The organism is Streptosporangium sp. NPDC049248 (genome assembly GCF_040678965.1).
GTDB classification, from domain to species: Bacteria; Actinomycetota; Actinomycetes; order Streptosporangiales; family Streptosporangiaceae; genus Streptosporangium; species Streptosporangium fukuiense.
In genome coordinates, this window is the sequence record NZ_JBFAQY010000011.1 from 53009 (window position 1) to 67631 (window position 14623).

The 14623-nt window shown below is 66.6% G+C and carries 12 protein-coding genes; 7 read left to right on the top strand and 5 right to left on the bottom strand.

All coding sequences use genetic code 11. The annotated features are described in order from the left end of the window. Window positions 1–94: 94 nt before the first annotated feature. The 3 genes from AB0K21_RS21260 to AB0K21_RS21270 all read right to left on the bottom strand — a co-directional run bounded on the left by AB0K21_RS21260 (window position 95) and on the right by AB0K21_RS21270 (window position 3293). The gene (locus AB0K21_RS21260; RefSeq protein WP_364152158.1) at window positions 95–1276 is read right to left on the bottom strand and encodes a tyrosine-type recombinase/integrase; all 1182 of its coding nucleotides are present in this window, start codon (window positions 1274–1276) and stop codon (window positions 95–97) included. A 1060-nt stretch (window positions 1277–2336) separates the two neighbouring features. Next, a complete protein-coding gene (locus tag AB0K21_RS21265; protein ID WP_364152161.1) occupies window positions 2337–2906 on the bottom strand; it encodes an ImmA/IrrE family metallo-endopeptidase in 570 nt (189 codons plus the stop codon). Between the two features lie 30 nt (window positions 2907–2936). Beyond that, window positions 2937–3293, bottom strand: coding sequence for a helix-turn-helix domain-containing protein (locus tag AB0K21_RS21270; protein WP_364152164.1), 357 nt, complete (start codon window positions 3291–3293; stop codon window positions 2937–2939). A gap of 154 nt (window positions 3294–3447) precedes the next feature. Between AB0K21_RS21270 and AB0K21_RS21275 the strand changes: the two genes are divergently transcribed. The 7 genes from AB0K21_RS21275 (at window position 3448) to AB0K21_RS21305 (ending at window position 12202) form a co-directional block, all read left to right on the top strand. After that, the gene (locus AB0K21_RS21275) at window positions 3448–3708 is read left to right on the top strand and encodes a multiubiquitin domain-containing protein (RefSeq protein WP_364152167.1); all 261 of its coding nucleotides are present in this window, start codon (window positions 3448–3450) and stop codon (window positions 3706–3708) included. Further along, window positions 3683–4852: a ThiF family adenylyltransferase gene (locus AB0K21_RS21280; protein WP_364152169.1), complete on the top strand. Its 1170-nt coding sequence runs from the start codon at window positions 3683–3685 to the stop codon at window positions 4850–4852. The genes AB0K21_RS21275 and AB0K21_RS21280 overlap by 26 nt, the downstream gene beginning before the upstream one ends. After that, window positions 4849–5241 (top strand): DUF6527 family protein, encoded by a 393-nt coding sequence (locus AB0K21_RS21285; protein WP_364152172.1) that lies wholly within the window; start codon window positions 4849–4851, stop codon window positions 5239–5241. Before AB0K21_RS21280 ends, AB0K21_RS21285 begins: the two co-directional genes overlap by 4 nt. A 318-nt stretch (window positions 5242–5559) precedes the next feature. Beyond that, window positions 5560–6003: a Fe-Mn family superoxide dismutase gene (locus AB0K21_RS21290; protein ID WP_364152175.1), complete on the top strand. Its 444-nt coding sequence runs from the start codon at window positions 5560–5562 to the stop codon at window positions 6001–6003. Window positions 6004–7217: 1214 nt separating this feature from the next. Continuing rightward, window positions 7218–8381 carry a hypothetical protein gene (locus AB0K21_RS21295; protein ID WP_364152178.1) on the top strand — a complete coding sequence of 388 codons (1164 nt, stop codon included), beginning with the start codon at window positions 7218–7220 and terminating at the stop codon, window positions 8379–8381. 710 nt (window positions 8382–9091) lie between these two features. Next, entirely contained in the window at window positions 9092–10258 is a 1167-nt protein-coding gene (locus AB0K21_RS21300; protein ID WP_364152181.1) for a hypothetical protein, read from the top strand. Window positions 10259–11035: 777 nt separating this feature from the next. Beyond that, complete coding sequence (locus AB0K21_RS21305; RefSeq protein ID WP_364152184.1) at window positions 11036–12202, top strand: hypothetical protein; 1167 nt, start codon at window positions 11036–11038, stop codon at window positions 12200–12202. 403 nt (window positions 12203–12605) lie between these two features. Here the strand turns inward: AB0K21_RS21305 and AB0K21_RS21310 are convergent, their stop codons facing one another. Then, the gene (locus AB0K21_RS21310) at window positions 12606–13277 is read right to left on the bottom strand and encodes a response regulator transcription factor (protein ID WP_364152187.1); all 672 of its coding nucleotides are present in this window, start codon (window positions 13275–13277) and stop codon (window positions 12606–12608) included. Beyond that, a complete protein-coding gene (locus AB0K21_RS21315; RefSeq protein ID WP_364152190.1) occupies window positions 13274–14500 on the bottom strand; it encodes a sensor histidine kinase in 1227 nt (408 codons plus the stop codon). Before AB0K21_RS21315 ends, AB0K21_RS21310 begins: the two co-directional genes overlap by 4 nt. Window positions 14501–14623: the final 123 nt, after the last annotated feature.

Below are 14623 nucleotides of genomic sequence, written 5' to 3' on the forward strand. Positions count from 1 at the left end.
ACCCTCGCCGTCGGCGACGTCCCAATGCTGGCGTAGCCGCGGCAGGGTGAGATCCGCAGCCAGCCATGTCCAGGTGATCCAGGAACGCCTCCGATTATGCGGGTGAAGGCGTCTGGGGTGACGAAGGGAATGCCGGAGCCGTGCTGTGCGGGCTTGGCCGCACGAAGTGCCGGGTGCGGCGTTCGACGGCAGTGGCCAGGCGTTGATCGATGCGCTGGGTTGGGGAGAGGTTGAGCGACTTGGGGTGAGCGTAGATTTGTGTGGTGTCGGGAGAGGCGTGGCCGAGCAGGGCTTGTACCGCCGACAGCTCTTCGCCCGCCTCCAGCAGGGCGGTGGCCACGCTGTGGCGGATGCCGTGGATGGAGAGTTTGCTGTGGTCGGCGACTCCGATGGCCTTGGCGATGCGCTGGATGAGTTCGCGAATATAGGTGCGCTGCAGTGGTCGTCCGTTGCGTGATCGGAAGAGAGGGCCGGGTGAGCTTCCGCGCTCGGCCAGGTAACCATCAAGGATTTCACCGATGAAAGGGCGCACGTCGACCGGGTGTGTGCGGCTGCCCTTGACCGGCAGGTTCACGACCCTGAGGCGTCCCTGGTAGGTGAGGTGGCCGACCTCGACGTTGAGCAGGGAGCTGATGCGACAGGCGGTACCGATCAGCACGGCCAAGATCGCTTGGACGCGGGTGCTCTCGTGGAGTACGGCGTGCACGAGCATGTCGTCCAGCTGTTCGCCGCTGATGAACCGGGTGGTGGAGGCGCTGCGCCGGGGAGGTTCCATCCCGTCGAACGGGTTGGCGGTCGCCAGGTCGGCGCGGCGTAGGTAGGTGTACCAGGATTTCGCGGCGGAGATGCGGGCCCGGCGGGTGTTGGCCGACAGTCCGGCGGCGCGCATGGCCGCGGCGTACAGGTCGGTCTCCATGGAGGGGACGTCGCCGATGTGCAGGCCACGGGCCTGGATCCACCACAACCACCAGGAGACGTCGCGAATGTAGTTACGTTGGGTGGCCGGTGAGGAGCGCCGTTCCGATGACAGCCAGCCCGCAGTGGCCGCCAGGGCCTGCTCGGGTGCTTGTACGGTACGCAGCAGCGCGGCCAGTTCATAGGCGTTACCGGCGGGCGGCGGGCTGCCCTTGGCCGGCAGCGCGAGGGGGGAGGTGTGCTGTCCCAGCAGTGCGTACAGCTGCGCTTCGGCGGCTTCCTCCGCATCGGCGTCGAGGTCGCGGGGCCGGTCCAGCACGATGACACCGGAGATCGCCAGCGGCGCAAGCGCGCTCGACACCGTCGGAGGGGCCAGTGGCAGGGTGGATTCGTCGTCAACAGGACGAGAGGAGACGTCATGGAGGCTCATAAGGTGCTTTCTGACGATACGACGGAGCCAGCAGCAGGACTGGATGAAAGGGCGGAAAACGCTGGCCACACCAGACGTGGCCAGCGCCCGCAACAGGTGAAACGTTAGCGGTTGCCAATGGCCGTCACAGCAACCTCTTCGCGGACGCGTCGCGATCGGCAGCAGGTGACACAGAGGCTGTGAACATTGAGAGCTGATCGGTCGGAGTTGGCCGAGGCCTTCTTGGCGAAACCCATCGTGGTCGGCTACACGATCGCATCTGCCATCTGATCATTCAGGTTCGATGAGCGCGAACTAGACGCAGCCAATGTCAACGCGCTGTCTCGCCTCGGGGTCGATGGCCAGGGTCAGCTGGATCGTGTTGTCCTCGGTTGGATAGAGACTCCCGGTCCGGCCATCCTCGAATGTAGGAGACCAGCGGCCAGCGATCACGTAATTATCGACCAGCCCCACTTCCCACTGTCTGCCGGCGACGCGCACCGTCAAAATCGATTGATCACTACGCCCAACCTTAGGCACCCGGTGCGACACGACGAGCTGTCGCAATCGACCGGGTGGGCGAGCAGGAAAACGAGCACGACGCACTCGAGGTGTCGATGGGCTATGACATCATCTGCCCGTCGGCGGACGGTGATCCGTTGGTTCGGCTGCGAGCGATCCGCTGGTGAGCGTCAGGCCGGCGACCACCAGGATCCGCCAGCGGCGGAGTGCCGGGCGAGGTGTCGTTCGCGCAGAGGCCCGTCATGGTGGCCATCCACCTGTCGACACAGCCCTTACAGAACCGGCGCGGACGGGCAGGCCGGGGCTGATGCATCGGGACGCAAAAGTGTGCCTTTCCGTTCCGATGCATCAGCCCCGAGTCCCTGCAGGTCAGAGGCATGCTGGTTCATGCGTGCCTACAGCCGAACTCTCCGCAACACGGACAGAGTAGGGTGGGAGTGCCAAACCGCCCCTACCTGTCGATCAACCCGCAGTGCCCAGCAGGCCATATTCAGTTCGACGAACCAGTCAACGGCTTGCCGAAGCCGTACTTGTGCGCGGCTCGTTGCGCCCGCACTCGCTGGCCTTTCATCTGCATCTGCGCGAACTGCGTGCTCACCCCATAGGCAGCCGCAACCCGTGTGTTGTCCCAGCCATCGAAGGCCATGCGTTCGGCTGCGGCGAACGGGATCAACAGCTCACCCGCCATGAAAGTGGCCTCCTTCTCCTGCTTCGCATCGAACTGCCGCTTGTGGTCTTCACCGAGGATCACGTTGTCAAAAGGGTGCTCAAGTAGGAAATGACCGAGCTCATGCGCGATGTTCGACCGGCGCCGGACACGGGAGTGGGACTCGTTCTCCACAATGACGCGCGCCGTGCCCAGCGGGAGTAAGGCCGCCGACCATACAGCCGAGTTACCCATGGTGAAGTGGCAGAAGGCTTCCGGGCTCACACCGTGGGCGAGCAGATCTTCGAGCCCGTAGACATCGATCCCATGGGCGTCGGCCAGCACGTACGGGTCGAGGGGATCAGCTGGGCTCAGCCCGAGCTCTTCCCGCTCCTCGATCACGACCTCGCGCATCCGCGACTGCGTCCACCCACCACGGGGCATTCAGCCCTCCTGGCCTTCTCGTTCGGCCCGGAACCGCCGGGCTGCGGCGGCAATGACCTCTTCGAGGTACGCCACATCGTTCTCCGTGAGGTCACGACGCGCCCGCAGCAACGGGACGAGAGATGCCACGAGTTCCGGCTCCTCATCTGACCGCATCGGATCCACGTAGAAGGACTCGGCCGGCATCCGTAACCAGGTCGTCATCGCCGCGAATGCCGTGACGTCCGGTTTCAATCCGTTGGCCATGCGAGAGATCGTCGACGCCGACACGCCGACCTCCTTGGCCAACTGCCGCCACGACAGGCCTTCCTTCGCGCGCGCGGCATCCAGGGCCGCGTGCAACGCCTTGACGTCCACCCCAGGGCTCTCACTCATCCCCGGTGCCCCTGACTTCTTCCAACGCTCCACATGTCGCTCACCCCTGCTACAGTATCACTGCTCGAAACTTCGAGCACTGGTCTACACCTAGCGCAGATGTGGCCTGTCTCGCTATGCGCCACAGGAGATACCAATGTCTCAGGACGACCGCGGGCACCCGCCCGTCACCATCATTGTCAACACCCGTTCGCACCCCTGGAGGGCAAAGGCCATCACCTTCGAGCAGGTCGTCGAGCTCGCCTACCCGGGCCAGCCGCCGACCGACCAGGACACCTTCACCGTCCGATACAGCCGCGGTCGCGACGGGCACGGAGCCGGCAGCCTGACCGCCGGCCACAGCGTGAACGTCAAGAACGGAATGGTCTTCGATGTCGTCCGCACCTCTCGTTCGTGACCCGGACCTGTCCCGCCTGCTCGACGACGGCTACGACGTCGTGGTGCAGGCGGGGCACCTGCTCGTCCGGCACATCCCCTACGTCACCGAGGCCAGGACCGTACAGTACGGATTCCTGGCCTACCCGGTCACCGTCAGCGGAGACCGAGTCGTCAGCGACACCGACCACCGCATCTGGTTCGGGGGATCGGCTCCATGCGACGAGCACGGCCGTCGGCTGCCGATGGTCAACCCCGAGGTCCGGATGATCGCCGACGGCATCCAGGCGGACTTCATGCTGTCCTCCAAGCCAGAGCCGTCCGGCTACCCTGACCAACACACGAAGGTCACCACCTACACCCGGATGATCGTCGACCAGGCGCAGGCACTCGACCGAACGGTCACGGCCACGCCGGGCGCGGCCTGGCAAGAAGTCGAGGACGACTCGCCGTTCGTCTACCGCGACACCGCCACCTCACGGGCCGGGCTCGCAACGGTTAACCGCCGCTTCCGCGGCCACCACGTCGCGATCATCGGACTCGGAGGCACCGGCGGCTACATCTTGGACCAGGTCGCCAAGACCGAGGTCGAGTCGATCCTGCTCATTGACGGAGACCACTTCGACAACCACAACGCCTTCCGGGCACCAGGCGCGGCGTCGCTAGAGACGCTCCGCGAACGCCCGAACAAGGCTGCCTACTTCGCGTCGGCTTACTCCCGGATGCACCGTAACGTCACCGCCTACGAGCACTACCTCGACGAAGACAACCTTGAGGTCCTGTCCGGGACGACCTTCGCGTTCCTGGCGTCCGATGACGCGCTGAGCAAACCGCCGATCATGGACTGGCTGGAAACCCACGACGTGCCTTTCATCGACGTCGGTATGGGCATCGAGGAGATCGACGGCAAGCTCACGGGCCTGCTACGGGTCTCCACCAGCCTGCCGGGACGTCGCGCCTCTGCCCGCTGCAGGATCCCGGCCCCGGCTCCCGAACGCGACGATTACAGTCGTAACATCCAGACCGCCGACTTGAATGCGCTCAACGCGCTTCTCGCAGTCGGCCGATGGAAACGCCACATCGGCGTCTACGCCGACGTAACCGACGAGGCCTTCACAACCTACTCGCTGATCACTAACGAGATCGTCAACGAGGACCTCCCGTGACCGCAGTTGCTTTCCTGCGTCCAGAGTTCATCGAGAGCTTCCCGCCGGAGATGATGCGCGGGGTGCTCTACGTCTCGATCCCCTATGCGACCTGCGGGCACCTGTGCGCCTGTGGCTGCGGGCAGGAGATCGTCACTCCGCTGTCTCCAGCACAGTGGGCACTCACCTACGACGGTCAGAACGCCTCCCTGCGTCCCTCGATCGGCAACTGGGGGCTGCCCTGCCGCTCCCACTACTGGATCAAGGAGGGCGTAGTGCGATGGAGCCGCCGCTACACCGCCGACGAGATCGCCGACAACCGAACGCGCGACCGCAGAGACCTGCAGGAGCACCTCGGTAAAAACAACCCCGGTCCGATCGCCAAGCTGATTCGCCGCTTCAGGCCATGACCCCGCGAGGTGAAGACATCAGCCGGGCGTGAGCTCCAGGGCGAGATACCGGAACGTCGGCCTCGATCTGAGGTTACTCTCGGGATTCAATCCAGGGACGTACTTGTCAGACTGTGGTCAGGCTGACTTCCAGGAGCCGGGCGAAGCGGGAGACGGTGGCGTCGGGCCGGACGAGCAGTGGCGCGTGCGTGCCGGCTTGCTTGACGTCATGGCGCGCGGGGGAGGCGACACCGCATGCCTTAGCGGCGTCCAGGTCCTCGTTGGTGCCCCTCGGCTCCTTCGAAGCCTTCCAAAAGCAGCTCCACCCCTACCGCGACCGTGCAGGGGTCCAGCTGGGGCGTGCTGGCCTGGGAGCCGTTCGGGCGGAGGCTGGTCGTCGAGCAGGTCTACGACCACCACGGCAACGTCGGCATGAACACCACCCCGCTGCTGGTCTTCGACGCCTGGGAGCACGCCTACTACCTGCAGTACCGCAACGTGCGCCCCGACTACGTCGAAAAGCTGTGGTCGCTGATCAACTGGAACGACGTCATCGCTTGCTTCGACGCGGCGCGCGAGCTGTACAAGCTGGCCCTCTGCGAGCACACCCTGACCGTGAAGGCCGAGACGTCGTCGGGCGCGAGCTTCGAGCAGTCCCTGAAGTTCATCGGAGGCGGAGAAGTCGTCGATGGCGCACTGAAGCGCGGTATCGACTTGCGGCACGGCTTCACGACGAGCGGGCTTGGGCTGACAGCCTGGCTCCGGCCGGCCTTTCGACAGTGACATGGCTTCGGCGGCAACCAGCACCTGCAATCCAGCACGGAGGCGGGGAGCGTATTCGGGGAGTTACAGGCGCCGACGGAAAAGTCGTCTTCGAGCTTCGCGGCGCCCGTCGTCGACAGCTCTCCGCTGTCTTGAACGCCACGATCAGGGCCGAGATCTCATCGGTCGAGAAAGATCCGCACTTCGACTGGTGGGAGAACGTCCGTGACGACGGTGAACTCACCCGCATCGCCGATGTCTTCGAGTCGCTTCCCCGGCGACGCCTGGTCATCCTCGGCGCGGGTGGTGCGGGGAAGACCGAGCTCGTCGTCGAGCTCGCGTGGCGGCTGCGCGAGCGGACAGCGGGATGGGATGTCGGGCTCGGCACACCCAATCCTCGTCTGTGCCGGTTCGCGTGTTACCCGTTGCCGCCAGTTGGAGAGAGGACCTCGGCGCCGAACGCGAGAGCTGGAGCGAAGCCAACCCCTGCGCATCGCGGAGACTTCTCTGAGCGTCCCTGAGACGCTCACGCCCTTCCGCCGCGGCGGCCGACGACACAGGGGAACGCCTCTCCGGACACCGCGCCCCACCTCGGCCCCAGGAGGTTGGGTATCGAGCCTGAACAGGTGAAAAGACGGACAACCGAGCCGATGGACCGCCCGTCGTTGGCAGAGGCGTCACTTGACATCCTGATGACGATCTCCACTGACGGCAGATGACGAACCTCCAGGTCAGAGCATCTTTCTCCTCGTTATGCCGTCCCGAAAACGTCACGTGGTCAGTGCCGCCCGACCTGCCTGCACCTACCTTTAGAAGCTCTGTGCTGACGTAACAGCGCATGCCCAGGCCCGCTGAGCCAAGCCGCGCCTGGGTCAGGGTTCCTGTACTAAGCCGACGGCCGCCAGCGCGACCACACATCCTGCGCAACGCCAACCTTGTAGCCCGTAGCGCCTCCACCAACGTGACGCGGCCTCAGAGAAGATCACCGCAGGTGAACGCCAGCAGACGAAAAGTGCCTCCGACCTGCGTACTGACACCTCATGCAGATTTCTAGTGACATCTAGCTGCAGATCTCCACGCCCCTTCATCATCCCCTCGCCGCGCCCGAGGATACATAGACAGGTCGCATGTCGATAATGTTGATTGTCGCCATGTCCTTCAACGTGCTCATTGTCGTAACGTGACGTTGCGATTTTTAGTCGTGTCATGCAGACACGTTTTGGTAGAGTGCTTGAGTGACCGACAACGCGCCGACCCAATCCGAGGGCGACCCGAATAACACCGATTTCGACCTCCGCCCGCAACGAGGTCACCCGGCCGACCCGCCCGCCGACGCCGGAGCCCCGCACGGCCGATGCGCCTGGGACGGCCAGCCGCTGCCACGCTCCACCGGCCGCCGGCCTCGCCAGTACTGCAGCGACGCCTGCAAAACCGCCGCCTCCCGCGCGCGCCGCAAAGAGCAGCTCACCGCGGTGACCACCGCGGTGACCGAGTCCGGCGCGGTCCTGGCCGAAGCGCGCCCGCTGCAGGAGGCACTGCGCACGCTCCTCGACCGCTTCGCCGAGAAGGTCGACCTGGCCGAAACCGGCGCGCTGGCCCGGATCAGTGCCGCCGAAGCCGAAGCCGCCGAGGACCGTGCGGACGCCGCGATCGCCCGCGAGCAGGCCGTAGTCGCCGATCGCGCCCGCATCGCTGCCGAGCGGCGGATGCGCGAAGCCGAGCAGGCCCAGCGACTGGCCGAAGAGCGCGAGCACACCGCCCGCGCCGACCTGGAACGCATCGGGGAAAAGACCCGCGCCCAAGTGCTCGAACTCGGTGAAAAGCTCGGCGACGCCAAGAAGGCCGTCGAGCTCGCCGAAAGCGTGACCGCCGACCAGGCCAACCAGCTGCGCGCGTTGCGCACCGAAAACCGCGAGCTGCAGGCCGCCCGCACGGCACTGGAGGACGAACTCGCCGAACGCGGCCGCCGGCTACAGGACAGTCAGCACACCAACGCCCAGCTACGCACCCAGCTGAGCGAGCACAGCGACCGGGCCGCGGCCCTGACGCTGCAACTGGCCGCCGCCGCCGCTGAGGCCGCTACAGCGCGCGAGGAGACCCTGGCCACCCATGCCGACCTGGAGAAAGTGCGCCAGCGTCACGACGAGCAGACCCAGCGCCTGCGCGCTGACCTGGAGAGCGCCCGGCAGCAGGCCGAGACCCGCGCCACCGAACTGGTCCGTCTTCAGACGCTGCACGAGGCCGCCCAGGAGCTGCTCGCCGAGCTGCGCGGCCAGCGAGAGGATCTCAAGGCCCGCTACGACGCCCTGTACGCCGAGGTGGGGGAGCTGCGAGCCGAGATCACACGACTGCGGGCGCACCCCGCACCCGGCGCCGCAGAGCCCGAACAGGAGCGGTGAAGCCGTATCCGGCCGATATTTCCGCAGGTCAGAATGCATCGATCTGCCCATCAAACACGGCATCGACGGCCGGGGCAGGAGAGCCGAGGGGCCGTATTCGGGTGCCGGGACCCACGAGGATCACACCGCACGATGCCCGGGAGCGTTCACCGGTGAGCATCAGGAGGCCGGGCTAGGCCTGTCGATCAGCGCATGGCCGCCACTGACATCCCAGTGACGGTTCTTACTGACAGGAAGTGACGAAACCGCAGTTCAGGGGACTGCGACACCACCCGAACATCGCGGAAACACCACCGGATGTCGGCCGGGGAAGTACTGCTGAGTTCGTCCAGGAGCGCATGTGCCGAACAGGGGCAAGCGCCGAGCTGTTGAACGTCCGCCGAGAGAGGAGGGCGAAGGGGTCTAGAAGTTGTGGCGGAATCTAGGCAAAAGCGGCAAGGAAGTGAGAGAGCTTCACGTTACTGACACGAGGTGACGATTTCGCTGACACCAAGTGACGAAACCCCGTGTCGGCGAAGTGACGGATCCCACCAGGTTCATGCGGCCATCCCTTACTGATTCATAGGATCATCGGTTCTATTTTGACGTTTAAGGCTTGCGATAAGCAAAGTTATCGCAAGCCTGCTCGAGATGCGCTGATCTTCAAAGTTTCGTTTCGTGACGCACGGAAACATGATCGTTCGCGAACGGTACGATGATATTCTTTGCCAGTGAGCGAAGATCCTTCCCGCGCGTTCGCGCCCTTTGCGGCCCTTGAGAAGGGCCCCGATGATCCCGATACGGGGCGGATGTGCGCCCGCTCGGGATGCGTCAACCGGCTCGAACCCACCGGCCGCCGCAGTGGCCGCCCGGCCCTGTACTGCGGGGACGCCTGCCGCGCCGCCGCGCACCGCGCCCGCACCGCCACCCACACCCCGGTGGTCGCCGAGGCGCTACGCCGGACCGGTGCGCTGAGCGGCGACCTGCTCAGCGCGGGCGAGCAGTGGAGCGCCCAGCTGACCGCCTTCACCGAGGCGCTGAGCGCCGCGACCGCCGGTGCGCTCACCCAGATCGACGCCGCCGAACAGGCCGCCGAAGAGGCCCGCGCCGCCGCCGCGGCCGCCGAACAGCGCACCACCGACGCCCAGCACAAGGCCCAGGCCGCGATCACCGCAGGTGAGAAGGCCATCCAGCAGGCCGTCGCGGCACAGCAACGCGCCGAGGACTCCGAACGCGCGGCCTGGCGTGCGGCCGGCGAGCACGAATCCGAACGTGCCCGCGCCCAGCAGGCCGCCACCGCAGCCGTCGAACGCGCTGCGGCCGCTGAGCGCGCCACCCGGCGCATCACCTCCGAACGCGACGCCCTGCAAGGCGTCCTGGACGCCGAACGCCGCCAGGCCAAGGCCGCGGCCGACGACCACGACCGGCAGATCGCCACCCTGCAAACCACGCTGGCCGACCGCACCGTCGATCTCGATCAGGCCCGCATCGACCTGAAAGCCGCAGGTAGCCATACCGAGCGTGCCGAGACCGACCGGCAGAAGGCACACCAGGACGCTGAGGTGGCCCGCGCCGAGACCGGCCGAGTTCGCGAGGAACTCACCGCGCACATCACCCGGCTGAAGGAGAAGCTCGCCACCGAACGCGAGGATCTGCGGCAAACCCGAGTTCACCGCGATGAGGCACGAACCGCGACCGCAGTGGCCGACGCCCGCCTGGAGGCCTTGCAGCAGGCGCTGGAGCGAGCCGAACACCGTGCCCAGGCCGCCGAGCAGCGCGAAGAGGTCGCCCAGCAGACAATCAGCCGTCTCCTCGCCCTTCAACCAGTCCCGGAGACCGCGTCGACTGAGGGCTCGGGCGGCACCGCGCCTCGTGAGGACTTCCCTGAGCGCCCCTGAGACGCGCATGCCCATGCGCCGCAGCGGTCAGCGACGCCGGAAAACGCCTCTCTCAACGCCATCTCCCGCCCCCGTTCAGGGTGCAGGCATCGAACCGGCCGGGCGAAGAGACTGAGCGCTGAACCCAGAGCAGACGATCGTGGAGAGGGACCGTTGTCGCCAACACGGTCGGCTACTGGCGCGACAGCGCCATACGCAAAGTCGATCTTTGATCCGTCCCCGACACGAGAGGAAACCACCGAAGGCGTGCTACTGACATCTCGATGACAACAGCACTGACATCCCATGGCAAAACCACAGGTCAGGCTGCTGATGAGGGCTGTCGGTACGTGGCAAGGTGACACGACTCGTCAGTCGGGCGTGGCCGAAAAGCAGCGCCGGAGCACACCAAAGCCCCCTCAGCAGGCCGCATGGGACGCTGCTCATGGAGGGGAGAACGCGGTGTGCACACAGCTGCAGGCTCACGTCAAAGCGATGGGCTTGCCGGAGAACAGGGTTCTAGCTGGGAAAACTACCTGCGTCCCGGGATCTTCGCCGGGCGGATCAGGCGAGGCTTAGTGATCTTGCTGACACGAAGTGGCAAATCCACTGACATCAACTGGCATTACGCCAGGACAACTTCATGGCAGTTTGCAGCACACCCCGCGAAGAGATGACATCCAACCTTAACTTGCGGGAATTTACATTCCCGGTAGTTACCTTCACGTGGAGGAGACGCAACGGATCTCATTTATTGATTTTGAATTTCTGGAAAATCAAAGATGCTACGCTGAGAGCATGCGAGAGTCGGGCGCGGTGACGCCGTGTAAACACTGCGGGACACCGATCGAACAGAAGCCCGGGCGGGGGCGGCCAAGGGCGTACTGCGCCCAGGGGGACTGCCAGGCGGTGGCCAAGCGCGAACGCGAGATGCGGCGGGCGACGCCGGGGCTCGAGGGAGCGCTGGCCAGAGCCGAAGAGTTCTACGAGCGCATGGAGAAGGGAATGATCGCGGCGATAGCGCCGCTGGCGCAGGTGCTGTCCGAAGAGCTGAGCCCCGCGGGAGTGGAGGCCAAGGTGAGCGCGGTACAGGCCGAGGCGCACACCCGGGTGGCGATCGCGCGCACCGAGCGGGAGCAGGCCTTCGAACAGGTACGGCTGGCACGCGAGGCCTCCGAGCACGCCCGGCGCGAGCGGGATGCGATGACGCTTCAGGTGGAGGAGGCCAATGCCGAACGTGACATCGCGCTGGCCGACGCCGAGACCGCCAGGGAGCAGGCACTGGCCGCCCTGCACGAGGCGGCCAGCACCGAACGCCGGGCCAGGCAGGCAGAACAGGAGGCCACCCGCAGGGCACAGCGGGCCGAGGCGGCCAGGGACGCGGCGCTACGGGAGATGGCCGAGCGGGTGGAGGCCGCCGAGAACGAGGCCCGCCGGGCCGGAGCGCAGGCCGTACAGGATCGACAGCTTGCCGAGCAGGCGCACGCGGAGCGAGAACGGGCACTGGAGGAGAGCAGGATCGCCCAGGACGCCAGGGGCGTCGCCGAACGTGCCGTCGCCGCGGCCTCGGCGCGGGCCGAGGCCGCGGAGACCGAGCGGGACCGAGCGCTGGCACGTGCCGACGCCGCGGCGACGGCACGTGCCCAGGCTCTGGCCGAAGCAGCCGAGGCACGGACGCGGGTGGAACGGGCGGAAAACCAGGCGGCCGAACTGGAGAAGCGGACGGTACGCCGGCTGGCCAAGGCCGAGGAACGCGCCGCCGAGAAAATCGCCGAGGCACAGGATCGCGCGGCGGCGAAAACCACCGAGGCGCTCGCCGAGCGAGACGACACGCGCATGCGACTGGCCATGGAGCAGATGCGCCTGTCAGATCTACGTGAGCAACTGGAGACTCTGCGCGCCGAGACCGTCCTGCTCAGGGAACGCGCGATCACCGCGGAGTTGCGAGCACGGGATGGAGGATGAGGGCCAGACGCCTGAGACGTGATCGTCCGGACTCCTGTATCGGGGTGCCGGTAGGGAACGTGTCATGAGCCCCAGTGCCCCACGAAGCGCTGATTTGTCCGTGCGGAGATGAAAGACCACCGCTGCTCTGCCGTCGTGGTGGCAGAGCAGATTCTGCCGGCCAGGCACCTGGAAAAGGACATCCACAAGCGGCTGTTCGGCCCCAACGGGTCCCGGCTGCCGATCGTGATGGACGGAGGAACTGGTCAACCCGGCGCGAACACCCGCGATCACGCGGTACCGCTACCGGGGCGGCACGATCCCCACCCCCTGGACGAACGCCTGATGAACAACCCACGGCAAGAACTGTGCAGAGCCCGGTAAGTGGCAACACCGGTATCGCGCTCCAGGCCGGCTCAACCGCTCAGTTCTCCCCGCCGGGAGTGACGAGGCCGCTCTCGTAGGCCAGCGCCACCGCCTGGGCCCGGCTGCCGAGGTTGAGTTTGGCCATGGCCCGGTTGAGATGGGTTTTGACGGTGGCCTCGCTGACATTCAGGCGGGTGGCGATCTCGAGGTTGGGCAGGGCGTGGCCCACCAGCTTGAGGACTTCGGCCTCGCGGGCGGTCAGGACATCCAGCGCTGATGCGGTCCTGCGGCCGGTGGGGTCCGGCCGATGGGTGTAGGCCTGGACCAGGCGCTGGGTGATGGTGGGGGCGAAGAGCATGTCGCCGGAGGCGATGGTGTGGATGGCGGCGATGAGCCGTTCGGGCGGGGTGTCCTTCAGCAGGAATCCCGAAGCGCCCGCGCGTAGCGCGTCGTAGACGTACTCGTCGAGGTCGAAAGTGGTCAGGATGACCACGCGGGGCGGCTGGTCACGGTGGGCGGACAGGATGCGTTCGGTTGCCGTGACGCCGTTCATGCCAGGCATCCTGACGTCCATGAGGATCACATCGGGCCGCTTGGCGACCGCCTGGGCGATGGCTTCCTGGCCGCTCGCGGCCTCGCCCACGACGTCGAGGCCGGGGGCGGCGCGAATCAGCGCGGCCAGGCCGGCACGGATGAGGACCTGGTCGTCGACGACGAGTACGTTGATCATCGGTTCGGTTCGCCGGGTGGGGTGAGGGGCAGGGTGACCACGACCTCGAATCCTCCTGACGGCTGCGAACCGGCCTTGGCTGTTCCCTTGTAGAGCTTGACGCGTTCCCTCATGCCGATCAAGCCGTGGCCGTCTCCCTGAGGGTCGGGCGGGGCTGCGCGTCCGTCGTCGCTGACGCGCAGCTCCAGGTCGGCGCCATAGTGAAGTGAGACTTGCGCCGTTGCGGGGCCGGCGTGTTTGAGCACATTGGTCAGGCATTCCTGAAGGATCCGGTAAGCGCACAGGTCGATTCCGGGCGGCAGGGGGCGTACGGCACCGGTGATCGACGTCTCCACCGGGACGCCGGCGGAGCGTACCCGCTCCACGAGGTGGTGGAGCCGGTCCAGGCCGGGTGCCGGATCATAGCTGCCATCGCCGTCGTCGGTGTCGTCGGTGTCGTCGGTGTCGATCCGCAGGACCGCCAGGAGCCGCCGCATCTCTGCCATGACCTCGCTGCCGGTGTCGGCGATGGTGGCGAGCGCCCCGCGTGCGGTGGCCGGGTCGGAGCCGAAGACGTAGCGGGCGAGTCCGGCCTGGATCACGATGACCGACATGTGGTGGGCGACCACGTCGTGCAGTTCGCGGGCGATGCGCACGCGCTCCTCGGTGACGGCGCGCCGCGCCTTGTCCTCCTGGTCGCGCCGTAGTTGCTCGGTGAGCCGGGCGAGTTGTTTGTTGCGCTCGCGCAGCACCCAGGTCCGGTTGCCGAACAGCCACACGACGGCCACGAACAGGCTGACCTGGACGACGTTCGGCCAGGCGAAGTCGTCCGGTCCGAGGAACGCCGCGTGCCACCAGGCGGCCGCCACGGCGAGCGCGCAGGGAACGGAAACGGCCGGGAGCCGCCGGCTGGCGACGGTGTAGAGGGCCAGCAGTTGCGCCGCCTCATTCAGCCGGACGTCGTAGCCGAGTAGGTGGAAGACGATCCCGGTGACGCAGGCGATGGCGAGCACGGTGAGCGGGGCACGCCGCCGCCAGGCCAGGACGAGGTTGGCCACCAGCGTCAGCCCCATGCCTGCGGCGTCCCAGGGGCGCTGCGCGTGACCGGGCGCCGTCGCGTCCTCTGACAGCAGGAGGCCGAACAGAACGGAGACGCCGACGACCATCACGCCGAGGATCAGGTCGGCGGCGAAGGGGTTCATCGCGGCAATCCGCCGGAGCGACGACAGCATCTTCGCGCGCATCCGCGCATGCTAACCGCCGGGGGAGGTGTCCCTCATCGCCTGAGCGGCCGGTCCGCCGCTGCAACCGCGGCGGTAGGGCGGGGAGCCTGCTACAGCGGAGGTTTACCTCTCCGGCGCGGTCGT

Coding starts and splice junctions, on each gene's coding strand:
- AB0K21_RS21305 (WP_364152184.1), top strand. CDS start 11,036: ATGCGAGAGTCGGGCGCGGTGACGCCGTGTAAACACTGCGGGACACCG.
- AB0K21_RS21265 (WP_364152161.1), bottom strand. CDS start 2,906: ATGCGCGAGGTCGTGATCGAGGAGCGGGAAGAGCTCGGGCTGAGCCCA.
- AB0K21_RS21275 (WP_364152167.1), top strand. CDS start 3,448: ATGTCTCAGGACGACCGCGGGCACCCGCCCGTCACCATCATTGTCAAC.
- AB0K21_RS21280 (WP_364152169.1), top strand. CDS start 3,683: ATGTCGTCCGCACCTCTCGTTCGTGACCCGGACCTGTCCCGCCTGCTC.
- AB0K21_RS21315 (WP_364152190.1), bottom strand. CDS start 14,500: ATGCGCGCGAAGATGCTGTCGTCGCTCCGGCGGATTGCCGCGATGAAC.
- AB0K21_RS21310 (WP_364152187.1), bottom strand. CDS start 13,277: ATGATCAACGTACTCGTCGTCGACGACCAGGTCCTCATCCGTGCCGGC.